Annotated in this window: 29 protein-coding genes; 17 read left to right on the forward strand and 12 right to left on the reverse strand. The window is 43.0% G+C overall.

The features are described 5' to 3' along the window. Nucleotides 1–88 precede the first annotated feature (88 nt). The 4 genes from LKX84_RS08500 (at nucleotide 89) to LKX84_RS08515 (ending at nucleotide 2,697) form a co-directional block, all read left to right on the forward strand. The gene (locus LKX84_RS08500; protein WP_228236721.1) at nucleotides 89–790 is read left to right on the forward strand and encodes a CoA transferase subunit A; all 702 of its coding nucleotides are present in this window, start codon (nucleotides 89–91) and stop codon (nucleotides 788–790) included. Nucleotides 791–813: 23 nt separating this feature from the next. Then, a complete protein-coding gene (locus LKX84_RS08505; protein WP_228236722.1) occupies nucleotides 814–1,179 on the forward strand; it encodes a four helix bundle protein in 366 nt (121 codons plus the stop codon). A 22-nt stretch (nucleotides 1,180–1,201) separates the two neighbouring features. After that, nucleotides 1,202–1,855: a 3-oxoacid CoA-transferase subunit B gene (locus tag LKX84_RS08510; protein ID WP_228236724.1), complete on the forward strand. Its 654-nt coding sequence runs from the start codon at nucleotides 1,202–1,204 to the stop codon at nucleotides 1,853–1,855. Between the two features lie 323 nt (nucleotides 1,856–2,178). Continuing rightward, the gene (locus LKX84_RS08515) at nucleotides 2,179–2,697 is read left to right on the forward strand and encodes a GNAT family N-acetyltransferase (protein WP_228236725.1); all 519 of its coding nucleotides are present in this window, start codon (nucleotides 2,179–2,181) and stop codon (nucleotides 2,695–2,697) included. Here the strand turns inward: LKX84_RS08515 and LKX84_RS08520 are convergent. Next, the gene (locus LKX84_RS08520) at nucleotides 2,683–3,003 is read right to left on the reverse strand and encodes a hypothetical protein (RefSeq protein WP_228236727.1); all 321 of its coding nucleotides are present in this window, start codon (nucleotides 3,001–3,003) and stop codon (nucleotides 2,683–2,685) included. The genes LKX84_RS08515 and LKX84_RS08520 overlap by 15 nt on opposite strands. 144 nt (nucleotides 3,004–3,147) lie before the next feature. On the opposite strand from LKX84_RS08520, the gene LKX84_RS08525 reads away from it, so the two are divergent. Continuing rightward, nucleotides 3,148–3,852 carry a helix-turn-helix domain-containing protein gene (locus LKX84_RS08525; protein ID WP_228236729.1) on the forward strand — a complete coding sequence of 235 codons (705 nt, stop codon included), beginning with the start codon at nucleotides 3,148–3,150 and terminating at the stop codon, nucleotides 3,850–3,852. Here the strand turns inward: LKX84_RS08525 and LKX84_RS08530 are convergent. From LKX84_RS08530 to LKX84_RS08565, 8 genes are all read right to left on the reverse strand, one after another. Continuing rightward, the gene (locus tag LKX84_RS08530) at nucleotides 3,836–4,315 is read right to left on the reverse strand and encodes a very short patch repair endonuclease (RefSeq protein ID WP_228236731.1); all 480 of its coding nucleotides are present in this window, start codon (nucleotides 4,313–4,315) and stop codon (nucleotides 3,836–3,838) included. The two genes, LKX84_RS08525 and LKX84_RS08530, sit on opposite strands and share 17 nt — an antisense overlap. A gap of 528 nt (nucleotides 4,316–4,843) precedes the next feature. Beyond that, complete coding sequence (locus LKX84_RS08535) at nucleotides 4,844–5,590, reverse strand: succinate dehydrogenase/fumarate reductase iron-sulfur subunit (RefSeq protein WP_228236732.1); 747 nt, start codon at nucleotides 5,588–5,590, stop codon at nucleotides 4,844–4,846. Between the two features lie 64 nt (nucleotides 5,591–5,654). After that, a complete protein-coding gene (locus LKX84_RS08540; protein WP_228236733.1) occupies nucleotides 5,655–7,658 on the reverse strand; it encodes a fumarate reductase/succinate dehydrogenase flavoprotein subunit in 2,004 nt (667 codons plus the stop codon). Between the two features lie 2 nt (nucleotides 7,659–7,660). Next, complete coding sequence (locus tag LKX84_RS08545) at nucleotides 7,661–8,326, reverse strand: succinate dehydrogenase cytochrome b subunit (RefSeq protein WP_228236734.1); 666 nt, start codon at nucleotides 8,324–8,326, stop codon at nucleotides 7,661–7,663. A 166-nt stretch (nucleotides 8,327–8,492) separates the two neighbouring features. Next, nucleotides 8,493–9,209, reverse strand: a complete 717-nt coding sequence (locus LKX84_RS08550) for a hypothetical protein (RefSeq protein WP_228236735.1) — start codon at nucleotides 9,207–9,209, stop codon at nucleotides 8,493–8,495. Beyond that, nucleotides 9,190–9,984 (reverse strand): hypothetical protein, encoded by a 795-nt coding sequence (locus LKX84_RS08555; RefSeq protein WP_228236736.1) that lies wholly within the window; start codon nucleotides 9,982–9,984, stop codon nucleotides 9,190–9,192. The genes LKX84_RS08550 and LKX84_RS08555 overlap by 20 nt, the downstream gene beginning before the upstream one ends. Nucleotides 9,985–10,010: 26 nt before the next feature. After that, nucleotides 10,011–10,628, reverse strand: a complete 618-nt coding sequence (locus tag LKX84_RS08560) for an SIMPL domain-containing protein (protein ID WP_228236737.1) — start codon at nucleotides 10,626–10,628, stop codon at nucleotides 10,011–10,013. A gap of 43 nt (nucleotides 10,629–10,671) precedes the next feature. Next, complete coding sequence (locus tag LKX84_RS08565) at nucleotides 10,672–11,271, reverse strand: collagen-like protein (RefSeq protein WP_228236825.1); 600 nt, start codon at nucleotides 11,269–11,271, stop codon at nucleotides 10,672–10,674. Nucleotides 11,272–11,531: 260 nt separating this feature from the next. Between LKX84_RS08565 and LKX84_RS08570 the strand changes: the two genes are divergently transcribed. From LKX84_RS08570 to LKX84_RS08585, 4 genes are all read left to right on the forward strand, one after another. Then, on the forward strand, nucleotides 11,532–12,269 hold the full coding sequence (locus tag LKX84_RS08570) for a LytR/AlgR family response regulator transcription factor (RefSeq protein ID WP_228236738.1): 738 nt from the start codon (nucleotides 11,532–11,534) through the stop codon (nucleotides 12,267–12,269). A 9-nt stretch (nucleotides 12,270–12,278) separates the two neighbouring features. After that, entirely contained in the window at nucleotides 12,279–13,838 is a 1,560-nt protein-coding gene (locus tag LKX84_RS08575) for a histidine kinase (RefSeq protein ID WP_228236739.1), read from the forward strand. 62 nt (nucleotides 13,839–13,900) lie between these two features. After that, complete coding sequence (locus LKX84_RS08580; protein WP_228236740.1) at nucleotides 13,901–14,791, forward strand: RimK family alpha-L-glutamate ligase; 891 nt, start codon at nucleotides 13,901–13,903, stop codon at nucleotides 14,789–14,791. Next, nucleotides 14,769–15,728 (forward strand): succinylglutamate desuccinylase/aspartoacylase family protein, encoded by a 960-nt coding sequence (locus tag LKX84_RS08585; protein WP_228236741.1) that lies wholly within the window; start codon nucleotides 14,769–14,771, stop codon nucleotides 15,726–15,728. Before LKX84_RS08580 ends, LKX84_RS08585 begins: the two co-directional genes overlap by 23 nt. Here the strand turns inward: LKX84_RS08585 and LKX84_RS08590 are convergent. Both LKX84_RS08590 and LKX84_RS08595 read right to left on the reverse strand, forming a co-directional pair. Then, a complete protein-coding gene (locus LKX84_RS08590; protein WP_228236742.1) occupies nucleotides 15,717–16,148 on the reverse strand; it encodes a hypothetical protein in 432 nt (143 codons plus the stop codon). The genes LKX84_RS08585 and LKX84_RS08590 overlap by 12 nt on opposite strands. Nucleotides 16,149–16,403: 255 nt before the next feature. After that, entirely contained in the window at nucleotides 16,404–16,793 is a 390-nt protein-coding gene (locus LKX84_RS08595) for a DUF2721 domain-containing protein (RefSeq protein ID WP_228236743.1), read from the reverse strand. An 80-nt stretch (nucleotides 16,794–16,873) separates the two neighbouring features. On the opposite strand from LKX84_RS08595, the gene LKX84_RS08600 reads away from it, so the two are divergent. From LKX84_RS08600 to LKX84_RS08635, 8 genes are all read left to right on the forward strand, one after another. Further along, nucleotides 16,874–18,166, forward strand: coding sequence for an aminopeptidase P family protein (locus LKX84_RS08600; protein WP_228236744.1), 1,293 nt, complete (start codon nucleotides 16,874–16,876; stop codon nucleotides 18,164–18,166). A gap of 100 nt (nucleotides 18,167–18,266) precedes the next feature. Further along, entirely contained in the window at nucleotides 18,267–18,440 is a 174-nt protein-coding gene (locus LKX84_RS08605; protein WP_228236745.1) for a hypothetical protein, read from the forward strand. Nucleotides 18,441–18,513: 73 nt separating this feature from the next. Further along, nucleotides 18,514–18,792, forward strand: coding sequence for a hypothetical protein (locus LKX84_RS08610; RefSeq protein WP_228236746.1), 279 nt, complete (start codon nucleotides 18,514–18,516; stop codon nucleotides 18,790–18,792). 54 nt (nucleotides 18,793–18,846) lie between these two features. Continuing rightward, nucleotides 18,847–19,929 carry a serine hydrolase domain-containing protein gene (locus tag LKX84_RS08615; RefSeq protein ID WP_228236747.1) on the forward strand — a complete coding sequence of 361 codons (1,083 nt, stop codon included), beginning with the start codon at nucleotides 18,847–18,849 and terminating at the stop codon, nucleotides 19,927–19,929. Between the two features lie 40 nt (nucleotides 19,930–19,969). After that, nucleotides 19,970–20,887 (forward strand): ketopantoate reductase family protein, encoded by a 918-nt coding sequence (locus LKX84_RS08620; protein ID WP_228236748.1) that lies wholly within the window; start codon nucleotides 19,970–19,972, stop codon nucleotides 20,885–20,887. Between the two features lie 44 nt (nucleotides 20,888–20,931). Next, nucleotides 20,932–21,561 carry a cation transporter gene (locus tag LKX84_RS08625; RefSeq protein ID WP_228236749.1) on the forward strand — a complete coding sequence of 210 codons (630 nt, stop codon included), beginning with the start codon at nucleotides 20,932–20,934 and terminating at the stop codon, nucleotides 21,559–21,561. A 13-nt stretch (nucleotides 21,562–21,574) separates the two neighbouring features. Next, complete coding sequence (locus LKX84_RS08630; protein ID WP_228236750.1) at nucleotides 21,575–22,186, forward strand: class I SAM-dependent methyltransferase; 612 nt, start codon at nucleotides 21,575–21,577, stop codon at nucleotides 22,184–22,186. 54 nt (nucleotides 22,187–22,240) lie between these two features. Continuing rightward, a complete protein-coding gene (locus LKX84_RS08635) occupies nucleotides 22,241–23,503 on the forward strand; it encodes an alpha/beta fold hydrolase (RefSeq protein ID WP_228236751.1) in 1,263 nt (420 codons plus the stop codon). Here LKX84_RS08635 and brnQ read toward each other — a convergent pair. After that, nucleotides 23,500–24,777: a branched-chain amino acid transport system II carrier protein gene (gene brnQ, locus LKX84_RS08640; RefSeq protein WP_228236752.1), complete on the reverse strand. Its 1,278-nt coding sequence runs from the start codon at nucleotides 24,775–24,777 to the stop codon at nucleotides 23,500–23,502. The two genes, LKX84_RS08635 and brnQ, sit on opposite strands and share 4 nt — an antisense overlap. Nucleotides 24,778–24,781: the final 4 nt, after the last annotated feature.

Here is a 24,781-nt window from a genome sequence, read left to right on the forward strand (position 1 = left end):
AAAGAATATTTAGCCCCAAGCAACGTACAATTTGCTTGGGGCTTTTTTATTTAAATCGTAATTTCAGGCAATCAAAAATGAGAATTAGATGATCAAGAAAACGGTAGCTAATGTAAAACAGGCTCTCCATGGGGTACAAGATGGGATGACCTTTATGCTGGGTGGATTTGGACTTTGTGGCATCCCTGAAAATGCCATTGCCGAATTGGTTCGGTTGGGCGTCAAGGATATTACCTGTATTTCCAACAACGCAGGGGTGGATGATTTTGGTTTGGGTTTGCTGCTTCAAAATCATCAGATTAAAAAAATGATATCCTCCTATGTAGGTGAAAATGATGAGTTTGAACGCCAGATGCTCAGTGGCGAATTGGAAGTGGAGTTGACCCCACAAGGAACCCTCGCCGAAAAATGCCGTGCGGCCCAGGCTGGTTTTCCAGCATTTTATACCCCGGCGGGTTATGGCACCGAAGTGGCAGAAGGCAAGGAAACCCGAGAATTTGATGGTAAAATGTACGTTTTGGAACCTGCTTTTAAAGCAGATTTCTCTTTTGTGAAAGCGTGGAAAGGAGATGAGGCTGGTAACCTCATTTTTAAAGGAACCGCAAGGAACTTTAATCCCTGCATGTGCGGGGCCGCGACCATTACCGTGGCAGAAGTGGAAGAATTGCTTCCTGCTGGAAGTTTGGCCCCCAACGAAATCCATATCCCGGGCATATTTGTACAGCGTATTTTCCAAGGAGAACAATATGAGAAGCGAATTGAACAAAGAACCGTCAGACCAATTAAATAATTAACCAATCACTTAATTTGAAAATGAGAGATGACAAGCAAAATTTAATAGTTGGCAAGACTTTTGAATTTTCCCTCAATATCATCGAGTTTTCAGAAATCATTAGAGGTCATAATAAGTTCGAAATGGCCTCACAGATTTTTAGAAGCGGAACTTCAATTGGTGCAAATATTAGGGAAGCCCAAAATGCGGAAAGTTTGGCCGATTTCATTCATAAATTTAAAATAGCTGCAAAAGAAGCTGATGAATTGGAATATTGGTTGGGGCTTTGTCGTGATTCCATTCATTATCCGTCTCCAAATGATGAGTTGATTGGGGAACTTAGGTCAATAATATTGATCATTTCAAAAATTATTTCCTCTAGTAAGAGGGCTAAACTTTCAAATTGAACAATCGAGAAATTTTCAAACTATGTTAGATAAGAACGGAATAGCAAAGCGGATAGCAAAGGAAGTCAAGGACGGGTATTATGTGAACTTAGGGATCGGTATTCCAACGTTGGTGGCCAATTTTGTACGGGATGATATCAGTGTGGAATTTCAAAGTGAAAATGGGGTTTTGGGCATGGGACCCTTCCCGTTTGAAGGAGACGAAGACCCGGATATCATCAACGCAGGAAAGCAGACTATTACCACCTTACCAGGGGCCTCATTTTTTGACTCTGCGACGAGTTTTGCGATGATTCGGGGCAAGCACGTTCACCTTACCATTTTGGGTGCCATGGAGGTTTCCGAAAATGGTGATATAGCCAATTGGAAGATTCCGGGTAAAATGGTAAAAGGGATGGGCGGCGCCATGGATTTGGTGGCTTCTGCGGAAAATATCATCGTGGCCATGATGCATACCAATCGGGAGGGCGAATCTAAACTTTTGAAAAGATGTACCCTTCCACTTACTGGTGTCGGATGTGTGAAGAAAATTGTGACCAATCTGGCTGTTTTGGAGGTCACAGTTCATGGTTTCAAATTACTGGAAAGAGCTCCTGGAGTTTCAGTGGAGGAAATTGTAAAGGCAACAGAAGGAAAGTTGTTGGTTGAAGGAGAAATCCCCGAAATGATGATTTAGCAAATACCAACCGTTTTTTTACAACAAAAAGAAATCATTACACAACATAAGTTTTAATTTGCCGTTTATCGGATTTACATTTGGTTATATCGATTAAATCACCCAAATTAATATCCTAAAACCAGACTACCATGGCCCTCAAATCTAACAACACAATGGACGAAAGCGTTCAAGTTTACCGCAACGACTTTTTTACAGGATTTATGCTTTTGATCAAAAAGCTGTTCATGCTTTAGACTTTAAATCCTTCCCCCTGAAAAATTCGGAGCCAACAACTTTGTTAGGCTCTTTTTTTTGCGATATTTTTAAGCAAAAACCAGAGGATGGCCCTTACCTTCCGTGAATGTACCCCTAACGATTTGGATACCTTGATTCGCATTTCAAGGGAAACATTTGCGGCGGCTTTTGAACAGGCCAACGATCCCAAGGATTTTAATGATTATCTGAAAAAGGCATTTCACCCAGATAAAATGGCCTCCGAACTCGATGATACCCATTCGTTTTTCTATTTTGTTTTTGAAGATGAGGTTTTGGTAGGATACTTCAAACTGAACCTGAACGATTCCCAAACGGATATCAAAAATCCAGATGCCGTAGAAATTGAACGCATCTATGTACTGGAGTCCCATCAAGGAAAACAGATTGGCGCCTGGATGATCCATCAGATCATTGGCTTGGCAAAGGGAATGGGTAAAACCTTTATTTGGTTGGGCGTTTGGGAAGAGAATCCAAAAGCCATCAAATTTTACCAAAGACACGGTTTTGAAAAGTTTGATGAACACCCTTACTACATCGGGTCCGACAAACAGACCGATTGGCTGCTCCGTTTAGACCTTCAATAATTTCCCCAAAAACATATTGTCTCCTTCAGCACGAAGCTTGTAAGCAATGGAATTTTCAAAAGCGGCATGTATGAGTAATGCAATGGCCTGGGAATTTAGCTTGGTAAGGCTGTTGGTGCGGTAGACCACATCCCGAATGGTGGAAAAGCTCACCTGACTCTGAATGGCAATGTTGGCAAAATCATCTTTGGAAACGTTTCTGCGGATAACTTCCGACAGGCGTTCACTGATCGGTTTGCCATAATCACATTCGTTAAAGATCATGTCACTTTTAATGACAAAGCCAAGGTCTTTGATGGAACCCATATAATTTCTGTTGAGAATGATCAATATCTTGTTGGGGTCAAATCCTATTTTCTATATTTGGCCTGTAACCCAATTACAGAAAAGCAGAGAAATTGCTGCGGCTAGTGCATATTGCGTAACAATATTACACAATATAGAAATTAAATGTATATAATTAAGCAATTACGGCGTAAAAAAAATATAAGCCAATCAGAATTGGGTAAAGAAATCGGTGTGAGCTTGCGCACAATCCAACTCTACGAAAGGAAAGACGCCAATATTCCCATAAAGAACCTTACCAAGATAGCCGAGTACTTTGGACTTACCATTGCCGAGCTTTATATGCATGAGGTGAACGATATGGGAGAGGCCTACACCAAAAAACAGCCTTTTACCAAACAGGGCAGCGTGTTCTATCCGTTGGATTATGGCAAATATTTGGTGATGGCACCCTTGGTTTTAATGGAATGGCAAAAGAGGTATGTGGAAAGCTTCAACAAGGAAGGCATGCAAAATCCATTTCAGGCAGGCTTTGTCATCGACTTTTTGGCCGATGAACCCCATCGGGTCTTTGAAGTTTCCGGTGATTCCATGAATGATGGTAGTGTGGACGCTATACCCAACAAGGCCTTTGTATTGGGACTTGAACTCAAAAAGGAAAGTTTGAGCCGTGGCAATGAAACTTTTTGGAATCAACCCTACATTTTGGTTTGTGCGGATAGAATTATCTGTAAACAGCTTACAGGGTTTAACAAACAGTTCAGGACCATTCAGTGTCATAATTTGAATACCTCACCCGAATATCAAGATTTTGAGCTGTCATTGGATGATGTACTCCAAATCTTCAAAGTGGTCAAAAAGCAACTTTGATTTCTTGCAAATGGGCGAGGACTTCCTCTAAACATTCATTAAGGTTCTTTTTCACTTCCGTTTCCCAAAACCGGAACACCTTATAACCCATTTCATCCAAAGCTTGGTTTACTTCTTCATCCCGTTGAATGTTCCTTTCAATTTTGGCGATCCAAAATTCACGGTTGGTCTTCACTTTGTCCTTTCGTTCTTCCCAATTGTATCCGTGCCAGAACTCCCCATCGATGAAGATGACCGTTTTATACTTTTTTAGGGCAATATCGGGCTTCCCAATGAGTTTTTTGTAGTTGATGCGATAACGATAGCCTGCTTCCCACAACGCTTTTCTAAAGGCCAATTCTGGCTTGGTGTTCTTGCCGCGGATCTTGCCCATGATCTTGGAACGCTCTGGGGTGGTGTAAAACCCCTCTTCCTCATTGAAACGAGGTACTTTAATGCGTTCCTGTGGATATTTTTTGGGCATAGGACAATTTACAAAGGTTTCAGCGAAAATATGGCCTAGCTATGGAATGTCATTCTGAGCATGGCGAAGAATCCTTAATGTGTAATCAGGTTTGACACGAATTGCACCAATTCTTCAAATATTTGATTTCAACACAATTTACAGGTTTTCATGTTTTAGGTTTTGCATTTGATTAAAAGAAAGAATTCTTCACGTTGTTCAGAATGACACAGAACCTAATAGGATTAAGTGGAGATTGTCATTCTGAGTGAGCTCAGCGAACGAAGAATCTCTACGGAATCACATTTCAGCCTGTTAAGTTGTGTATGAGGTTGATTACAAAAGCTGCTTGTTGTAGTTGAGATTGACAACCAAGTGTCATTCTGAGCGAGCGTAGCGAACGAAGAATCTCCATCATAGCCTTAATGACTTAGTCTTTAAGGTCCCTTCGACTACGCTCAGGGACCGAGATCAAAATTCACATTTTAGAAAACAAAAAACCCAAACTCCATCCGGAATTTGGGTTTTCTAATTTAATATGATAAAAGGTTATCCCTTCAACGAAGCGGAAAGGTATTCCCGGTTCATACGGGCAATGTTGGTCAATGAAATGCCTTTAGGGCATTCCACTTCGCAAGCTCCCGTGTTGGTACAGTTTCCAAAACCTTCGAGATCCATTTGGCGGACCATGTTTTGTACACGTTCTACAGCTTCGACCCTACCTTGTGGTAGCAAAGCAAATTGGGAAACTTTAGCTGAGGTGAACAACATGGCGCTGGCATTTTTACAAGCGGCCACACAGGCACCACAACCAATACAAGTAGCAGCATCCATCGCCTCATCTGCATCGTGTTTGTTGATCGGAATACAGTTGGCGTCAACCGTATTTCCAGAAGTATTCACGGAAATGTAACCTCCAGCTTGTTGGATCCTGTCAAAAGCACTACGGTCCACAATCAAATCCTTGATTACGGGGAACGCATTGGCACGGAACGGTTCGATCACAATGGTATCGCCATCGTTGAACTTGCGCATGTGCAATTGGCAAGTGGTCACCAATCTATCCGGGCCATGGGGTTCGCCATTAATCTGCAAGGAACAGGTTCCGCAGATACCTTCCCTACAGTCGTGGTCAAATTCCACGGGCTCTTCTCCTTTGGAGACCAATTCCTCGTTAAGGATGTCCAACATTTCCAAGAAAGACATGTCCCCTTCAACACCGTCAAGGGTATAATCAACTATTTTACCTGGTGAAGATGCGTCTTTTTGACGCCATATTTTTAGATATAATTTCATAGTTATGTAGTTGTTCGTTGTTTGTTGTTCGTTGTTTGGTTTCCCATCAACCATCAACTTTCAACTATTTATAACTCCTTGTTTTAAGTTCAATGTTTTCGTATACCAAATCCTCTTTGTGCAATTTGGCATCCTTAGGCTCGCCCACGTATTCCCAAGCGGCCACAAATTTGAAGTTCTCATCATCACGAAGGGCTTCGCCTTCTTCGGTCTGGTACTCCTCACGGAAGTGACCTCCACAGGATTCGTTCCTTTGCAAGGCATCCTTGGCGAACAATTCTCCCAACTCCAAGAAATCGGCCACTCTTCCGGCTTTTTCCAATTCTTGGTTTTTGGATTCGATGGTGCCGGTCACTTTTACGTTTTCCCAGAAATCCTTTCTCAGTTCGGAAATCTCCTTGATGGCTTCTTCCAATCCTTTGGCATTACGGGCCATACCACATTTGTTCCACATGATCTTACCCAGCTTTTTGTGATAGTAATCCACGGAATGGATACCAGAACCGGACATCAATTTTTCCATGCGATCGCGAACCTGTTTTTCAGCCTCGTCGAATGCTGCAGAATCGGTTGGAATTTTACCGGTCCTAATGTCTTTGGACAAATAATCCCCAATCGTATATGGTAACACAAAATATCCGTCGGCTAGACCCTGCATCAAGGCAGAGGCACCCAAACGGTTGGCTCCGTGATCGCTAAAGTTTGCTTCACCGGCAGCGTAACAACCAGGAATGGTGGTCTGCAGGTTATAATCCACCCAAAGTCCGCCCATGGTATAGTGTACCGCTGGATAGATTTTCATTGGGGTCTTATATGGATTCTCGTCCACGATTTTTTCATACATCTGGAAAAGGTTACCATACTTGGCTTCGATAACCTCTTCACCCAATTTGATGATGGTGGCTTCGTCCGGATCTTTGATACCCGAAGTCATCGCTTTTTCTTTTCCATATCGTTTGATGGCGGAAGCAAAATCCAAATACACGGCCTCTCCGGTCTTGTTCACACCGAATCCGGCATCGCAACGCTCCTTGGCAGCCCTAGAGGCCACATCACGGGGCACTAGGTTACCAAAAGCAGGATATCTTCTTTCCAAATAATAGTCGCGGTCTTCTTCGGCAATTTGAGTAGGCTTCAATTTTCCTTCACGGATGGCCACGGCATCTTTCATTTTCTTGGGAACCCAAATGCGGCCGTCGTTACGGAGCGATTCGGACATCAAGGTCAATTTGGATTGATGATCACCTGAAACCGGAATACAGGTCGGGTGGATTTGGGTAAAGCATGGATTGGCGAAGAAAGCACCTTTTCGGTGTGCTCTCCAAGCGGCCATTACGTTACTTCCCATAGCGTTCGTGGAAAGGAAGAACACGTTTCCATACCCTCCAGTGGCCAAAACCACGGCGTGGGCACTGTGTCTTTCAATTTTTCCAGATACCAAGTCACGGGCAATGATACCACGCGCTTTGCCATCCACCAAAACCAAATCCATCATTTCATGGCGGGTGAAGGATTGGATCTTACCACGGTTGATCTGACGGTTCATGGCAGAATAGGCACCCAACAACAATTGCTGTCCGGTCTGTCCTTTCGCGTAGAAAGTACGGGAAACCAAAACCCCTCCAAAGGAGCGGTTGTCCAACATACCTCCATATTCACGGGCAAAAGGAACGCCTTGTGCCACGCATTGGTCTATGATGTTTCCTGATACTTCGGCCAATCGGTATACGTTGGCCTCACGAGAACGGTAATCACCTCCTTTGATGGTATCGTAGAAAAGACGGTAGTTGCTGTCACCATCTCCTTGATAATTTTTCGCTGCGTTGATACCTCCTTGGGCGGCGATTGAGTGTGCCCTTCGTGGAGAATCTTGATAACAAAAGGTTTTAACATTATAACCCAACTCGGCCAATGTTGCTGCAGCTGCACCACCGGCAAGCCCTGTTCCAACAACGATGATATCGATGTTCCTTTTGTTGGCTGGGTTAACAAGATTGATGTCGTTCTTATGTTTGGTCCATTTGTCGGCCAATGGCCCAGATGGAATTTTAGAATCCATTATGCCCATAATTAATGTGTTATTGGGTTAAGGTGATGATAGATCGCGATAAAGGCAAACAATAGGGGAACCACCACCGCAAATGTTTTGGCGCATTTTTTAATGTTGGGAGTGTATTTGTTGTTGACCCCCATGGATTGGAACGAGGATGCAAAGCCGTGCCACAGGTGAAGACCAAGGAGCACAAAAGAAATCACATACAATACCGTTCTCCAGATAGGTGCAAATTTCTCTACGGTCTCATGGTAGTAACGGGTGGGATCTTCTGGATTTGCTTCTACGTACTTGTAGGCCATTTCATGAACCCAAAAATCGTAGAAGTGCAAGGCCAAAAAGGCGAGTACCACTAATCCGGAATAAATCATGTTTCGGGATACCCACGGTGCGTTTGCGCTTCCGTTATATTTTACGTAACCGATGCTCCTCGCTTTTTTATTCTGGATTTCTAGAACAAAGCCCATCACAAAATGCACGATTACACCAATGATCAAAATGGGTTGCATCAGAAACTGGACCAACGGATTGTAGCCCATAAAGTGGGAAGCTTCGTTAAAAAAATCGGGGGAAAGCACCGAAGCCAAATTGATGGTCACATGCAGCAGCAAAAAGGTGACCAAAAAAAGACCCGAAAGTGCCATTACATATTTCCGGGCCAACGAAGATTTTATCAAACTCATTAGAAGTTAGTTTTTCAACAAATTTACAGTACGGACAAGTTTTTAACAAGTAATAAAACGTTTGAAACCTCTTATTTAGAAAGGTTATAAGAAAAAACTGAATATTTGATACTGCTTAGAACAAAAAAAGCTCCTTAAGGAGCTTTTTTTGGGAGATAAGATTGCATCAGTCCCATTCGAAGACAAAATTGCCGTATTGGGTGGTGGAATCGGGATCAAAACGGACTACATACCACTCCCCGGTAATTGTTGCATCGAGTATGTCATTTTCCAAAACACCTTCAAAATAAGAATGCTCATCCGTTTGGGGAACATCTTGGGGATCCATGTCATTGCAATAGGTACACAACCACATTTGAATGGCATCACCATCGATGGACCATACCCCTACACCTTCCGACCCCAATTCGTCGATCAGTTCAATGTCCAAGGTTCCATCCTCATAAAGTTGGAGTATGGAATTGTATTCCACTTCTTCTGAATTGGGATCGTTGTTTCTTCCACCGACCCAGAAAGTGTATTTCAAAATGCTGGTCAATAAAAAACGGGTTTCCCAGCTTTGGGAGCCGCTTTGGGCAATGACCGTAACCTCATGCTCGCCCACTTGCAAGCTTCTTTCTATGGATAAGGCTCCAGTGTTTTCATCAATGGTCAATCCCTCAATGGGATTTTTTAATGAAAAAGTTCCCTCTTCTTTTGGCCATTGGATTGACGGTTGGGGAATGGTTCCCTGTGAACGAAAGGCTACTTCAAAAATTTCTGATGCATAATGGAAATCAACGGATTGTGAATCATTGTCATTACTGCAAGCCAGAATGATGAACATACAAATGCCTAAAATCGAATATTTTTTCATGGTGTTGTTAAAGGTTCTTGGTTTCATACTCCACAACATAGTTGATGGTCGGCCCGAGAGGAACATTGGGCTTTACTTGGAATGAGACCAGATTTCCATTGCCGTCCCAGACTTTGTTTTGAAAGAGATAACCAGCATCTTCTGTCTGTATCAAAGCGATGTCGTGCCGACTAAAGAAGAACAGCTCAAATGGGGACAGATAAAACATCAGTCCATGCCAAATTACTAGGGCATTCTGCGGTTTCAGGTAGTGGAAAACACCTTCGTCGACCTCAGAAAACTGAAGGGTATAGTTATTTTCTGCAATGGCTATTTTGATGAGTTGCCCATCGGGGTCGAAACGCCATTCGGTTGGCAAGTTCGCCAAATCCCCTTCGATTAGGTAATGGATTTCGTCACTTTCGTTATAAGTTGTGGACAAGTCGTATTCCACATCGTCAATCATAAAACCCACATTGGTAACGGTCCCGTTCACGCCATGGTCAAAAGTAAAGTTGTACTGCGAACCGCTAAGCACATCTTCCGATGAAATATTCACCAACATACCCGTATCATTATAGTCGAAATTGGATATAAGTTGGGTGGTTTCATCCAAAGAATTTCGCTCTATCGTCATTTGGGCCAGCTGATTTTTTGAATTGTATGACAACTGATATAGAACAGTTTCACCGGAACCGTAAGCCAAGGAAATAGTTTTGGGGAAATATGCTTTTTGATTCGATTTGCTCTCGGAATCTTTTGAACACGAAAGGAGCAATAGCAGTACCGAGGTTATAAGTAGGGTATTTACAAAAGGTTTCATGAGACTTTTTGATATAGAATGAAGTACTACTTAGTTGAAAAGGTGACTAGTAGGGAGTAAATGAATTCTCCAACCGGACGGTCGTAGTAAATGGTGGTTTCCACTTGTTTTCCAACATATTGGGTGTCCTCTGCGATCAAAACATCATCCAATTCCTTGTCCAAAGTTTTTGCAATGGCTGCCGCTTTGGAACGGGCATCCTGCATTGCGGATTGGTACAAGGTTTTTGCTTCTGCTTCATCTATTTCAAAGAGGGCGATGGCATTCAATCGTTGAAGCCCAAGGGATTTGATTCCCAAAAAAGCCCGCATTTTTTCAACTGATGTGGTGGTAAATTCGTAAACGGCACCATCCTTATCGTATCCCATGGTCTCAAAACCAAATTCATAAGGGGTTTCTTTGAGTTCTTCCCAGGCTATGCCTTTAGTTTCTAGTGCCTTTCTGAAATGGGATTTCAATTGTTCCAGGTCCATTCCGTCTGCCACATAGCTGGAAAAAACAGGACTGAGCGATAAGGTTGCCTTAAAAGTCGGTGTTCGATCCATATGAACGGCCCTTGCACTGACTTTGATGGCAGTAGTTTTTTCTTGGGATGTGCCAAAGAATGGCAGCAAAGCCAATATGAAGTATAATAGATGTTTCATAATGAAGACAATGAGGCCCCAACATTATGCTGGGGCCTTGGTTTTATTCAGGAATATTGAAATAAGCAACAACCTCTTCGTAGGTCATTTTGGAAAAATCCACTCCAGAACCTGATTTACCAGAAGTGGAAACTCCACCCGGAATCAACACATAGCGGTATTGGGCCAAAAAGGTACCATCGCCTACAGTATCACCTTCTTCATTGGCGTGGACAGAAATTCGGATATTGCCGTCGGTAGCCACGAAAAAGTAAGATTGCTGTCTTGCAGCTCCAAATACCATAGGTAGTTGGTACACCGTATTACCATCAACAACATCAATGCGTCTACCATAAACCAAAATGGTCCCAAAGTTCAACATGTCTGGGTCAACTTCTGGGGCATCAATATCAAAGGAAGCTGAACTAGCGGCAATACTGTTACCCAATTCGGTATTCACCCAATCGGAGTACATCACGTTTGCTGTGCCTGTTTCCCCTTGCTCACCCTGGTCTCCCTGTGGCCCTTGAGGTCCTGTAGCACCTTGTTCCCCTTGAGGTCCTGTAGCACCATCTTCCCCGTCGTCAGAAGAACAGGAAGTGATCAACACAACGGATATGGCCATCAACAAAAAGGTTTTTACAGTTAAAAGATTTGTTTTCATGTTTTTAATTTTTTTGTGGGTTTAGATCGGCCAAATTAGAAGTAAGGTTTGCTGGGCGATGTTGAATTGTGATAGGATGTCCAAACGAATTCGTTCCGATAGGCATTTTTTGTACGGATAACCAATCGAAACAATTTACCGATCCTATTTGCGATCCATACGTCAAAACCGTAGTACATACATCCATTCATACCATGTATCATTATGCTGATACAGATTTTCGTTTCAATGTATAATTTGGAAGATTCAACACTCAAACTATGCGGGCTATCATTGTGGATGATGAAGCGGCTGCCATAAACAGCCTTTCATGGGAATTGCGAAAGTATCCGGATTTTATCTCCGTGATCGAAACCTTTACTTCGCCCAAGGAGGCTATTTCGGGGATCAACTACCTAAAGCCCGATTGTGTTTTTCTTGATATTGAAATGCCCGAAATGAGTGGTTTTTCGCTATTGGACAAACTGGAATACCGCAATTTTGCCATTGTGATCACCACGGCCTATAACCAATATGCCATTCAGGCCATAAAGGAAAGTGCGGTGGATTATTTGTTGAAACCCGTAGATCAAGACGATATTCAAGGGGTTATTGATAAACTGAAAAAGCTGAACGGCCAGCAAAGCTTTCAGCATCAATTTCAACAGACCTTTGAGGCGCTATCAAAAGCCAGCGCACCGCAATTGATCCAAATTCCCGTTAGCGGTAAAATCCTTTTTCTACGTGTTTCGGATATTGTGTATTGTGAATCCGACGGGAATTATTCCAAGGTTTATCTGGAATCGGGGGAACAGATTTTGGTGTCCAAAAAGCTCAAGGAACTGGAAGACCTTCTACCTGCCCGGTTGTTTTTCAGGATTCATAATTCGTACATCGTGCATTTGCTCAAAGTTGATGAATACATCAGGAACGATGGCTATTTGGTACTTTCCAACAACAGCAAGATCCCTATTTCAAGAAATAAAAAAGATGCCTTTCTACACCGGATGGCCCAATAAGATCTAAGTATGTTCCAAGGGGTTTCGGATTTTTTTGCAGAGAGTAACCAAAACGGATTTGGCTTCTTTGTGGTGTCCGTACTTTTTTACCTCTTTGTGTTTTTTCTGATCCAGTTTTTTCAGCACAAAAAACGATTTTACCTCTTTTATGCCCTATATGCCCTGGTCACTGGAATGACCCTGATGAAGTACGTGGAAGGCGTTTTTTTTACCGACTTTTTTAATGAAGCATCAGGAAGACTTTTTACCCGATGGTTCCACTATCCCGCGCAATGGATGGCCTCCATTCTCTTCACTTTCTTCATCGCGGAGATCATGGACTTTAAGAAGGACTATCCCAAGTTTGTAAAGTTTGTAAAATGGGGCTACTGGGGCATAGCGCCACTTTATTTTTCGTTATGGGGAGTTTTTCTATTTAACCCTAGATCATATCTCATCGATTACTGTGAAGTGTTCTTGTTACTGCCTATGAACCTGATCGCCTTTGTATGGGGCTTTATTCTTGTAATCAAACAAAACAGGATCATTAAATGGTACATTCTATTGGGGATGACATCATTGTTCATTTCCTATATAATCATTTCACTTTATTCGATCAAGGCCAAAACGGCCAATTCGGAAACCCTTTATATTTTTTATGTGGGGGTGTTGTTGGAAAGTTTGATGTTTGCTTTGGCGATAGGCTTGGAACAGAAAATGGTGTATGTACAAAAAGCGCATGTGCAGCGAAAATACATTGGCCAGCTCGAAGAGAACCAATCCATAAAGGAAAGCATAAACAAGGCCCTTTCCGATGAATTGGTACAGACCAAGGCAGAGATCGTAGGTCTCAGCACCGAAGCGCAAAAAGAACGGTCGGAAAAACTGGCGATAAAGGTGGAGAACAAAATTTCACAACTTCGGTTGGAAGCGCTTCGTAGCCAGATGAACCCACATTTTATCTTCAACGCCCTCAATTCCATTAAATCCTATTTTATTGAGAACAACCAGGAAAAGGCGATCTATTACCTAGGCCGATTTTCCAAATTGATCCGAGGGATTTTGGAAAGCTCGCGAAAAGACCTGATTACCTTGGATGAAGAGCTCAACATCATTAAAATGTACGTGGAGATTGAGAGCGATCGCTTTAAAAATGGCATGGAATACACCTTGGCAATGGACAAGGACATTCCTGCCCATATCATTTTGGTACCCTCGCTGCTTTTACAGCCTTTTGTTGAAAATTCCATATGGCACGGACTATCCACCCGAGCCGGAAAGAAGAAATTGACCATTAAAGTAGAAGGGAAAGATCCATCGGACCCTTTGAAGATCATTATATCGGACAATGGGATCGGAAGACAGGCCTCGCGCGCCAAAAACATACAAAATCCATTAAAAGGACAATCCTTGGGACTATCCATCATCAAGGATCGTTTGGATTTCTTTTCCAAAAAATATCAGGGTGATTTCAATTTTGCCATCCATGATCTGGTGGATGAAAAATCGGGTAAACCACTGGGTACCGAAGTAGTGATCCATATGCCAAAGTTGATGCCCGAACCAGACCCGCCGGAAAAGAATTTTTAAAAATCAACCTATATTCCAAAGATTTATCCGAATTTGAACGGACAAAATCTCGATGAACCAAAATGGACATTGCAATCCTTTCTGTGAGCCCTCACGTGTATTCCACCAAACGGATTATGGAGGAAGCAGATCAAGCAGGCCATTATGTGGAATCAATCGACCACACCAAATGTTCCGTAAAGCTGGGAACGGACAAACCCCAGATCTTTTTTGGATCGGAAAACATTACCGAAGAATTTGATGCCATCATCCCCAGGATCGGTACCACGGTTACCCGCCATGGGGCTGCCATTGTTAAACAGTTCGAGGTCAACGATGTTTTCACCAGTGCCAAATCTTTGGGCATCTTGAAGGCCAGGAACAAAGTCACAACGCTTCAACTTTTGTCCAAAAAGGGCATTCCTATCCCAGAAACCGTATTTTCCATCAACCCGGATAATGTGGAGCATCAAATTGAACTGTTGGGAGGACCACCGGTCATCATTAAACTGCAGGAAGGCACCCAAGGTAAAGGGGTGATGTTGGCGGAAAGCAAAAAATCGGCCAAGTCTATCATCGATACGCTCTACAACATGAACACCAGCATTTTGCTTCAACAATATATAGAAGAAGCCAAGGGTGAAGATTTGAGGGTAATTGTGGTTGGGAACAAAATTGTGGCCAGTATGAAACGGACCAGCGGCTTGGATGATTTTAGGTCTAATGTACATCGAGGCGCCGATACCCAAGAGGTACAACTGACACCGCGGGAAAAATATATGGCCATTCATGCCACCAAACATTTGGGATTAGGGGTGGCCGGGGTAGACCTGATCCGGTCCAACAATGGACCTTTGTTGATCGAGGTCAACGCTTCGCCAGGTCTCAAGGGAATTGAGGCCGCCACCAAGGTGAACGTAGCCGGACACATTATTCAATTTGTGGAAAAACATGGTCGAAGAAACAGAAAATAAGAACATCATCATTAATGGGGAATCCATTGCGCCAGGGGAACAGAAATTGGTGTTTTTGAAAATTGCCAGGTTGCCTACAGGAACCCTTATCGATATTCCCGTTCATGTGTTCAATGCAAAAAGACCAGGGCCAACAGTTTTAATCCAAGCAGGATTGCATGGGGACGAGATCAATGGCGTGGAAACCTTGAGAAGGTTGTTGCAGGACGATTTCTTTCTGATAAAAAAAGGAGCGGTTATCGTGGTGCCCATCTTGAATATTTTTGGTTTCATCCATTTTTCAAGGGATGTTCCTGATGGTAAGGATGTAAACCGAAGTTTTCCGGGGACCAAATCGGGATCGCTGGCCAGTAGGATTGCCCATACCTATACCGAACAGATTTTGCCACAGATCCACTATGGAATCGATCTTCATACAGGGGGAGGGCAACGGCACAACCATCCACAGGTACGATATTCCACCAATGACCTAAAAAGCATGGAACTCGCCCAAATCTTTGGTGCGCCCTTTTATTTTTCTTCCCGAATGATCACGGGGTCGTTCCGAAAGGCAACGTTCAAAATGGGAGTGCCAACCATCGTCTATGAAGCAGGAGAAAGCATGCGTTTTGATGAAAATGCCATCTCCTGTGCTACAAAAGGTATCCAAAACGTATTGGTCCATTTGGGAATGTTGCCCAAAAATACGGCTTCAACATCTGACCCATCAGTTCATTTGGAACAAACAAGATGGACAAGGGCACCAAGGGCCGGGATGTTCATTCCCCAAGTTTACAATGGGCAATGGGTTGAAAAGGGCCAAGTTCTAGGATTGGTGGCCGATACCTATGCCAAAAAGAACAAAAAAGTTAAAGCGGCTTTTGATGGATTTGTGATCTGTATCAACCATCAAGCGGTCGTTAACCAAGGCGATGCCCTCTTTCATTTAGGAAGATAGGTTGAGTCGCTCTTTGTTTACCTGGGCAAGGCTCCATGTTATGGCACTTTCCAGATTGGAAAACTGCCTAATGTTTTTTCGGTAGAACATCTTTTCCAAGACCAAGCTAGCCAATCCACTTTGGTTGTAGCTCACCACGGAATAATATTCCAATTCGTGACGGTGTTTGTAAAATTTCAGCCAATCGGTTGGTACCACGGAATAGTTGTGGATTCGGTTGGAAATATAGGCAATGGGTTGGTCTCCGCCCAATAACTCGTAGGCAGCATCGATCACCTTTTTGGCCATGGACCAACCAAAAGTTTCTCCCTCATTGATCTCGGAAATGACCAATCCATCAAAAAAATAGAAAACGCCAAACTGATATTCCCTAACCTGGCGAATATTTTTGAAGAAGTCCAACTCTTTAACCTTTTTCATAGCAGGATCATATTAATCTTTTTCGGTATATCTAAAGGTAAGAATGGTTGGTTGTTGCGATACCATTTTTTGGCAGATGGCAATATGGAATTGGTGCATAGCTGTTTCTGATTGATGGAAACGCTACGGGAAACCCTTTCGATAGGCATTCTTGCCAATGTTTTGGTAACGGCATGTGTACAAAGCTAGCTAGGATTGTAACAAAATCCTATGGCAACATGGTAATTTTTAAGTGCTGGTTTTGAACATTTTGAATTAATTCTCCATGTTCTTCAACTGGATACCCAAGGCCTTGGTGGACAGTTGAACTTCTAGAAACGAAAGAATCAAGGAAATGACCAAAAACACCAAGCTAACCCCAAAAATGGCATTGGCCCAAACATTCATTTCAACATAGACCAGGAACATGGTCACGGCCGCCATTAAAAAGCTGATAATGGCCGATGCCTGCATGTTCTTGATGATACCCAAACGTTTTCTCAGGTAGTGGATCTGTTGTTTCAAGGGTTGGGCAGAGGTTTCCACGTATTGTTTGTGCAATTGTCTAATCAAGGCCGCAATGGCCAAATATCTTGCATTGTAGGCCAACATGGTCAATGAAATGGCAGGGAACAAGAGTGCAGGAATACTCAGGGAAAGTTGCATGGCAGTGTTTTGTTGGTGAAGGTAATCATTTGTGATCGCTAACGCAATTGACTACATTTGGGCAAATCAAAAAAACTAGTATGAAATACTTCCCAATAGACAGTAATCTATTTGTGAAAAACCGTAAGAAATTCATGGCCCAAATGAAGCCAAAGAGTATTGCCGTTTTCAATTCCAACGATATTTATCCGATTGGTGCGGACAGTACCTTGTCTTTTGAACAGGCCCGCGATATTTTTTACCTCAGTGGCGCGGATCAGGAAGAGACCATTTTACTTCTTTTTCCGGATGCGATGGATAAAAAGAAAAGGGAAATCCTTTTTGTTAGGGAAACGAACGATCACATTGCCGTTTGGGAAGGCGCCAAGTTAACGAAGGATCAGGCCACAACGGTTTCGGGTATTGAGACCATTTATTGGTTGACCGATTTTGACAAGATCTTTTTTGATCTCATGACCGAGGCGGATACCATTTATTTCAACACCAATGAACATTACCGACAAGCCGTGGAAACCCAAACCCGCGAAGATCGGTTCATTGAAAAATGTAAAAAGGAATACCCTGCGCATCAATGGGCCAAGAGCAATCCTATTTTGCAACAGATCCGCGGGGTAAAGGAACCAGAGGAAATTGCCTTGATGCAAACCGCATGTGACATTACCGATAAAGGATTCCGAAGAATATTGGGCTTTATAAAACCCGGAGTTTGGGAATACGAGATTGAGGCCGAATTCCTTCACGAGTTCGTTCGTAACCGTTCCAAGGGATTTGCCTATTCCCCGATTATCGCGGCAGGTACCAATGCCAATGTGCTCCATTATGTGGAAAACAACCAGCAGGTGAAGGATGGCGATATGATCTTAATGGATTTGGCCGCCGAGTATGCCAATTATTCCAGTGATATGACCCGTACCATTCCCGCCAACGGTAGGTTCACCGATCGTCAAAAACAAGTGTACAGTGCCGTGCTTCGGGTAAAGAACGAGGCCACCAAAATGTTGGTTCCCGGCACCATTTGGGCAGAGTACCACAAAGAGGTAGGGAAGATTATGACTTCGGAACTGATCGGGCTTGGACTTTTGGACAAGGCCGATGTTCAGAACGAGAACCCCGAATGGCCGGCCTATAAAAAGTATTTCATGCACGGTACCAGTCACCATATGGGACTCAACACCCACGATTATGGCGAATTGAAAACACCGATGAAAGTCAATATGGTCTTTACGGTGGAGCCAGGCATTTATATTCCGGCTGAAGGTATGGGTATCCGTTTGGAAGACGACGTGGTCATCCAAGAAAAAGGAGAACCCTTCAATTTGATGCGTAACATCCCCATCGAAATCGAAGAGATCGAGGAGTTGATGAACAAATAAGAATCAGTAATGTAATGCTGAGCGAAGCGAAGTATCTAAACCCTTCAAAAGAGGGATGCTTTACTTTGTTCAGAATGACTTTGGGACATAACATAATGGCATGAAACATATTTTTTTACTATTTCAGGTCGATATAGAAAAGAAAATACAGGAAGCTCCGGACAGCTCCTATGAAATTGGGGTCGTTATCGGGAGCTATCTTCCCTTTGTAGTTTTGGCCGGGATTGCCTACGCCATTTATTACTTCAACAAAAAAAGAAACGAAAAGGAATAGAGTATTTAGGTAAGCAAGAAGTTTGTACCTTTATTAGGATTGGTACTGGTTGCCAAGGCGGAAATAATTTAAAATGAAACTCTTTGCTTGGCTTTTTGGATTCTTGGTTTTGGCCATTGGGCTTATCAACACCTTTTGGGGCAATGATCCTGGTTATGGCATTTTTGTGATGGTGGCATCATTATTATATTTTCCGCCCATCACGGATTTTTTGGCCAAAAAAGCTGGGATTGCAGTTCCCCTTTGGGTGCAGATCATACTGGGATTTCTTATCTTTTGGACAGCCTTGGGAGTTGCCGAACTTTCGGACAAGATTGACCTTATGGTCAACGATTTGGCCACCACCCTGTAACCTGACTTTTGTAATCGTCGTCCAACCTTCCAAATCAAAAAACGGAAGGTAAACATGAAAAACAACTTTTTCAGGGGGAAGCTATTGGTCCTATTTATAGTTTTGATTCTCGGAATTCAATCCATTATGACCGCCCAAGATTTGGAATCCCAAATAGACAAAGTTTTGGAGACCAAATTTGAAAGAAATGGCCCTGGGGTTGTTTTTTTGGCCACAAAAAATGGAAAGATAATCTACAACAAAGCCCTTGGATTTTCCAATCTGGAACTTGAGGTGCCCATGGAGGTTGAGAATGTTTTTGAAATCGGTTCCATGACCAAGCAATTTACAGCGGTTTCTATATTGATACTGATTGAGGAAGGAAAACTGAATTTGAATGATGACATTACCAAATTCATTCCGGATTATCCAACAAATGGACATAGAATCACTATTCATCATTTGTTGACGCATACTTCGGGCATCAAGGATTTTACAAAAGTAAAGGGACTCAACGCCATTGCCCAAAACAATATGGAACCTAGGGAAATTATCGATTTTTTCAAAAATGAACCCATGGATTTTGCGCCGGGATCGGAATTCAAATACAACAATTCCGGGTATGTGCTATTGGGGTACATCATTGAAAAGGTATCCGAAATGAGCTATGAGGATTTTGTGGAGCAACGCATTTTTAAAAAGGCGGGTATGTCGTCATCAAGATATGCAAGTCATAGCGAAGTGATTCCTAAAAGAGCATCGGGGTATCACAAAAGGGAAGATTTCATCAATACCAGACATATCAGTTTTTCCATTCCTTATGCATCGGGAGCGTTGATGTCCACCGTGGCCGATATGCTCATATGGCAAGAAGCCATCAAAAATCATGTGCTGCTCAATAAAGAAACCACCCAAATGGCCTTTACCAATTATACGTTGAACAATGGCGAACCCATCCATTATGGTTACGGATGGCATATCAAAGAGTTGGATATCAAGCTGAGTTATGAACATGGGGGGTCCATTTTTGGGTTCAAGTCAATGGGGGTGTATTTGCCCCAAGCCGATATTTATGTGATCGGGTTGAGCAACTGTGATTGCAATTCGCCTACGGAAGTGACCAGGGAAATAGCAAAACTTGTACTGAATAACGACTAAATGGATTAAGGAAACTTTGTTTCTTGGTACCTTTAGTGTTATGAAAATCTATATCATTGGAGCGGGTGCGGTTGGGAAAGCCCTTGCCGTATGCTTACAACAGCAAGGCAAAAATGTTGAGCTCGTTCGTGGCCATGTGGAGGAAGGAGTTCCCCAAAAACAGAAGATTGTGCTTCAGTTTAAGGACGGGACCCAAATTCAGGAACACATTCAGATTAGCACCTTGAAAGACCATGGTCGCTTGGACGGCTTAGTTGTATTGACCAACAAATCGTTCGGAAACAAAGCCCTTTCCGCAAAACTGGTAGAAAAAGCCAAGGACACACCCATTGTACTTTTGCAGAATGGGCTTGGGGTGGAACAGCCCTTTTTGGAAAAGGGATTTGCCGAAGTCTATCGATGTGTCCTTTTTGTGACCTGTCAGCATACGGATGAGAACACGATTAGTTATAAACCTGTGGCAGAATCCCCGATTGGAATAATAAATCAAATGTCCTCCAATCTAAAAACGGTGGTAGATACCATCGACACCCCAAATTTTAGGTTCGTTGCGGAAACCGATATCCAACGAGTCATTTGGAAAAAGGCCATTGCCAATTGCGTGTTCAACTCCATTTGTCCATTGTTGGAAGTGGATAATGGCATTTTCCATAGAAATGATGAGGTGATGTCCATGGCCAAAAGGGTAATTGCGGAATGTGCGTTGATTGCCAATAAAAAGGGAATCGACTTGGGGGGTTATGAACTGGAGGACCAGGTTCTGAAAATCAGTCGAATGTCCGATGGGCAATTCATATCCACCCTACAGGACATCAATAATAAAAGGGAGACCGAGATCGATACGTTGAACTTTGAGATTTTCCGGATGGCACAGGCTTTGAATTTATCAGACAAAGTTCAGGAAACCAGAATGTTGGGCGAACTGGTCAAGCTGAAATCGGAATTGACCCAAAGCTGATACCATTTGATTTTTGTTCTAAAATCCCCGAAATTCACAATCTTATGGAAAAGCAACATCAGTTGTACAAAACAGCTTTCGGATTGGCCCTGTTCACCATTTTTTATAATGTGGCAGAGGGTATCATCTCTACCTACCTCGGTTTTGAGGATGAAAGTCTGGCCCTATTCGGTTTTGGGACCGATAGTTTTATAGAGGTGATTTCCGGGTTGGGCATTGCACATATGATCCTTCGCATCCAGAAAAACCCTGAAAGCAATCGGGACAATTTTGAACGTACCGCACTTCGCATCACCGGGGTTGCCTTTTACATTTTGGTGGCGGGATTGGTCGTTACCAGTCTCTACAATATTTGGATAGGACATCGCCCGTTGACCACATTTTGGGGTGTTGTTATCTCCTTGATTTCCATTCTGATCATGTGGATCTTGGTATTATGGAAAAGAAAGGTGGGCAACCAACTCAATTCTGCTCCTATTTTGGCTGATGCCAATTGCACCTTGGTCTGCGTTTACATGTCCATCATTTTATTGGTAAGTAGTGGTGTTTATGAACTGTTCAGGATACCCTATATTGATAGTTTGGGAACCTTGGGTTTGGCCTATTTTGCTTTCAAAGAAGGTAAGGAATGCTTTGAAAAAGCCAATAAAGATAAACACTGCTGTTGTACCTAAAAAGTTGAATTATATGGATAGAAAAGCACACTGGCAAAAAGTTTACGAGACCAAATCCCCAGAAGAAGTAAGTTGGACGCAGAAACGACCCACAACTTCTCTGGAATTGATACAGGGCTTGGGGCTTGAAAAAAATTCCAAGATTGTTGATGTCGGTGGGGGAGACAGCAATTTGGTTGATCATCTTTTAGATGAAGGCTTCACCAACCTGACCGTATTGGATATTTCTGAAAAGGCTTTGGAAAAAGCGCAAAACCGTTTGGGAGATAGGGCCAATAAAGTAAATTGGGAGGTGAGCGATATAGTCGATTATCATCCCACAGAAACCTTTGACCTTTGGCATGATCGGGCTGCCTTCCATTTTTTGACGGACCCTGAGCAAATCAAAACCTATCTTAAACTGGTCAACCAGCATGTGTCCCAATATTTTGTTTTGGGCACTTTTTCAGAAGCTGGTCCCACCAAATGCAGTGGTCTTGAAATCAAACAATATTCAGAACAAACTATGACGGAATTGTTCGTGGAAAAATTCGACAAAATAAAATGCCGAACCGAAGACCACATGACCCCATTTGGCACCAAGCAAAATTTCCTGTTCTGCAGTTTTAGAAAAAGGAACCCGTAATCCAAAAGAAACCAATTTATTGGATATCTTGTGCATCCAACTAAACAACCTTTAATGAAACATTTTTTCAGCATGAAAAGCAATTCAATAGTTAATAGTGCTCTATCCATATGCACTCTTTTTATTTTTGGAACCGTGATGGCTTCTAATCCAAAAATCAAGACCCAGGAATCTTTTACAGTGACATTGGTCGCTCCGGAAAATGGATCGTATACGGTCTCCCCGGAACTTCCTGCTGATGGAAAAGTAGTTGCTGGAACCGAGTTGACCATAACGGCCACGCCATCCGCAGGATATAGTTTGGATGTGGTTTACTATACTTTTAAAGGTGGAATGTGGGGAACAACCAGTGTGGAGAGTTTTGTTCCTAGGACGAAAATTGTAGTGGATAAGGACATGTCCATTGGGGCCACATTTGTGGAAAACAACCTGGTAGAAAACTTGAATGTGATCCATGATGTGGTATATGCCAAACCAGGTGTTAAACCTTTAAAATATGATGTGTTTGCTCCAAAAGGAGCAAAAGACTTGCCAGCCGTGGTCATCATCCATGGTGGAGGCTGGTCTTCCAATAATGAAGATGTGATGAGGGGGTTGGCCAGGGAACTTACCAAAGGCAACCAATATGTGGTGTTCAGTATGGACTACCGTTGGGTGAATAATTTAGATGGGGATGAATCGCCCAACTACATGCACAATTTGATCGAAGATGTTTTTGGCGGTATCGCCCATATTCAGGAACATGCAAAAGAATATGGGGCCGACCCATCAAAAATAGCGGTGACCGGAGATAGTGCAGGCGGACATCTTTCTGCTGCCGCAGCGATTCTTAGCCCCTTGATCGGGGACGGTGGTTTCGGAACAACGGAAGGGGTGTATGAATTTATGCCGACCTATATGCCAAATGGAAAATCAGTAGATGAGCTTAAAAAGGAGATTGTGAATGCCGTCCAAGTGGCAGCTCCAAGTTATGGTCCTTTTGATTCCAAGGATTTTAAAATGTTCGTTCAACAGACGGAGCAAGGTTATTTGGATGCCGTTTCACCTTTTCAACATGTGCCCAATATTGCTGATAGGGCCATTCCCCATTTCATTGTTCGGGGAACGGAAGACCCTATCATTCCTGATGCCATGATCCAGGGGTATGTGAATTTGTTGAAGGAAAATGGACAAACAGTGGAGTACCTTCAAGTGGAAGGAGCGGGCCATGCCTTTTTTGATTGGAAACCCGATGCTCAGACACGAGCTACCTTTGCTAAGTACGGAGTGCCTTATGCCGCTGAAATGAAATCGTTTTTCGATTCCGTTTTTTACTAGGCCAATTTAGTTTTTGGGAGAAAAATATTGGATAAGATCAAGGCCAAAAGGGCCGGCAAAATCCATCCTAATTGATGTGCACTGAAAGGAATCCAAGAAACGTAAGGCGAGATGGATTCTCCCAGACCAATACTTCCCAAAAAATCAGGGACGCTGAAAAAAATGGTGGTCCAAACCACGGTTTTGAACACTGTTGGAGGAGTGAATCTGTCTGGCAGCACATTTAACGAGATCAAAACAATGGTGATGGGATAAATGAACATCAGCGATGGTATGGCCACCGCAATGATGTAGTCAACATTGAACTGGCCCATCAACACCCCCAAAACGCAAGACACCAACGCAGTGATTTTATAGGCAAGATCGGAATTGTTGAAGCGGCCTTTAATGAAATCCGCAGTGCCTGTAATGACCCCAACCGCTGTGGTGAAACAGGCCAAGCTTACCAAAATGCTCAATAATATGCTACCTGAGCCTCCCAAAATCTTTATGCTCAATTCACTTAAAAGCGATGTACGGGAGATGTCCCCGTCAAATTGATCGCTGAACAGTGCGCCGGTAAGAATAAGTCCTGCATAAACCGAAAACAGTCCCGCACCGGCCCAAAAACCAGCTTTTCGGATCAGTTTCCTTTTCTCTTCGAAGGAAGCTTCCTTTTCTTTTAGGTTGATGGAAATGATTATAACGGCACCCACAACAATGGCCGCTATGGCATCAAAAGTCTGGTATCCTTCCAAAATCCCATGACTGAACGGGTTTTTAATTTCTGAAGAGGTGAAATCGAAATCCATGGTAAATACGGCCGTGGCAATCATCAGTAGAAGGATGATAAGGATTCCTGGAGTTAACAGCTTGCCCAAAAGGTCCAATACTTTGGATCGATTGATCACAAACAGAAAGACCAATAGAAAATAAACGAAGCTCGTGAGTAGGTAAGGAGTGTCCCAAAAAGGCTGTATGGCCATTTCATGCGTAACCGAAGCCGTTCTTGGTGATGGCAGGGCAATACAAATGACATAGACCACGTAGCAATACGCCAAACTGAAGAGTGGAGATACCTTTTTGGCAAAATCGAACATAGTGCCCTGCAATTTGGCATGGGCAAAAATGCCTAACAAGGGCACCACAACCCCCGAAATACAAAACCCCAACGTCACCAACCACCACAGATTCCCTGCTTTGAATCCCAAAAGAGGAGGAAGGATAAGATTCCCGGCGCCAAAAAAGAGGGAAAAAAGGGCAAATGAGGTAATTGTTAACGATTTTTTGTCCATGCGT

The sequence above is a fragment of the Allomuricauda sp. M10 genome, from assembly GCF_020782875.1.
Classification (GTDB): domain Bacteria; phylum Bacteroidota; class Bacteroidia; order Flavobacteriales; family Flavobacteriaceae; genus Flagellimonas.

Coding starts and splice junctions, on each gene's coding strand:
- LKX84_RS08500 (WP_228236721.1), top strand. CDS start 89: ATGATCAAGAAAACGGTAGCTAATGTAAAACAGGCTCTCCATGGGGTA.
- LKX84_RS08505 (WP_228236722.1), top strand. CDS start 814: ATGAGAGATGACAAGCAAAATTTAATAGTTGGCAAGACTTTTGAATTT.
- LKX84_RS08510 (WP_228236724.1), top strand. CDS start 1,202: ATGTTAGATAAGAACGGAATAGCAAAGCGGATAGCAAAGGAAGTCAAG.
- LKX84_RS08515 (WP_228236725.1), top strand. CDS start 2,179: ATGGCCCTTACCTTCCGTGAATGTACCCCTAACGATTTGGATACCTTG.
- LKX84_RS08520 (WP_228236727.1), bottom strand. CDS start 3,003: ATGGGTTCCATCAAAGACCTTGGCTTTGTCATTAAAAGTGACATGATC.
- LKX84_RS08525 (WP_228236729.1), top strand. CDS start 3,148: ATGTATATAATTAAGCAATTACGGCGTAAAAAAAATATAAGCCAATCA.
- LKX84_RS08530 (WP_228236731.1), bottom strand. CDS start 4,315: ATGCCCAAAAAATATCCACAGGAACGCATTAAAGTACCTCGTTTCAAT.
- LKX84_RS08535 (WP_228236732.1), bottom strand. CDS start 5,590: ATGAAATTATATCTAAAAATATGGCGTCAAAAAGACGCATCTTCACCA.
- LKX84_RS08540 (WP_228236733.1), bottom strand. CDS start 7,658: ATGGGCATAATGGATTCTAAAATTCCATCTGGGCCATTGGCCGACAAA.
- LKX84_RS08545 (WP_228236734.1), bottom strand. CDS start 8,326: ATGAGTTTGATAAAATCTTCGTTGGCCCGGAAATATGTAATGGCACTT.
- LKX84_RS08550 (WP_228236735.1), bottom strand. CDS start 9,209: ATGAAACCAAGAACCTTTAACAACACCATGAAAAAATATTCGATTTTA.
- LKX84_RS08555 (WP_228236736.1), bottom strand. CDS start 9,984: ATGAAACCTTTTGTAAATACCCTACTTATAACCTCGGTACTGCTATTG.
- LKX84_RS08560 (WP_228236737.1), bottom strand. CDS start 10,628: ATGAAACATCTATTATACTTCATATTGGCTTTGCTGCCATTCTTTGGC.
- LKX84_RS08565 (WP_228236825.1), bottom strand. CDS start 11,271: ATGAAAACAAATCTTTTAACTGTAAAAACCTTTTTGTTGATGGCCATA.
- LKX84_RS08570 (WP_228236738.1), top strand. CDS start 11,532: ATGCGGGCTATCATTGTGGATGATGAAGCGGCTGCCATAAACAGCCTT.
- LKX84_RS08575 (WP_228236739.1), top strand. CDS start 12,279: ATGTTCCAAGGGGTTTCGGATTTTTTTGCAGAGAGTAACCAAAACGGA.
- LKX84_RS08580 (WP_228236740.1), top strand. CDS start 13,901: ATGGACATTGCAATCCTTTCTGTGAGCCCTCACGTGTATTCCACCAAA.
- LKX84_RS08585 (WP_228236741.1), top strand. CDS start 14,769: ATGGTCGAAGAAACAGAAAATAAGAACATCATCATTAATGGGGAATCC.
- LKX84_RS08590 (WP_228236742.1), bottom strand. CDS start 16,148: ATGAAAAAGGTTAAAGAGTTGGACTTCTTCAAAAATATTCGCCAGGTT.
- LKX84_RS08595 (WP_228236743.1), bottom strand. CDS start 16,793: ATGCAACTTTCCCTGAGTATTCCTGCACTCTTGTTCCCTGCCATTTCA.
- LKX84_RS08600 (WP_228236744.1), top strand. CDS start 16,874: ATGAAATACTTCCCAATAGACAGTAATCTATTTGTGAAAAACCGTAAG.
- LKX84_RS08605 (WP_228236745.1), top strand. CDS start 18,267: ATGAAACATATTTTTTTACTATTTCAGGTCGATATAGAAAAGAAAATA.
- LKX84_RS08610 (WP_228236746.1), top strand. CDS start 18,514: ATGAAACTCTTTGCTTGGCTTTTTGGATTCTTGGTTTTGGCCATTGGG.
- LKX84_RS08615 (WP_228236747.1), top strand. CDS start 18,847: ATGAAAAACAACTTTTTCAGGGGGAAGCTATTGGTCCTATTTATAGTT.
- LKX84_RS08620 (WP_228236748.1), top strand. CDS start 19,970: ATGAAAATCTATATCATTGGAGCGGGTGCGGTTGGGAAAGCCCTTGCC.
- LKX84_RS08625 (WP_228236749.1), top strand. CDS start 20,932: ATGGAAAAGCAACATCAGTTGTACAAAACAGCTTTCGGATTGGCCCTG.
- LKX84_RS08630 (WP_228236750.1), top strand. CDS start 21,575: ATGGATAGAAAAGCACACTGGCAAAAAGTTTACGAGACCAAATCCCCA.
- LKX84_RS08635 (WP_228236751.1), top strand. CDS start 22,241: ATGAAACATTTTTTCAGCATGAAAAGCAATTCAATAGTTAATAGTGCT.
- brnQ (WP_228236752.1), bottom strand. CDS start 24,777: ATGGACAAAAAATCGTTAACAATTACCTCATTTGCCCTTTTTTCCCTC.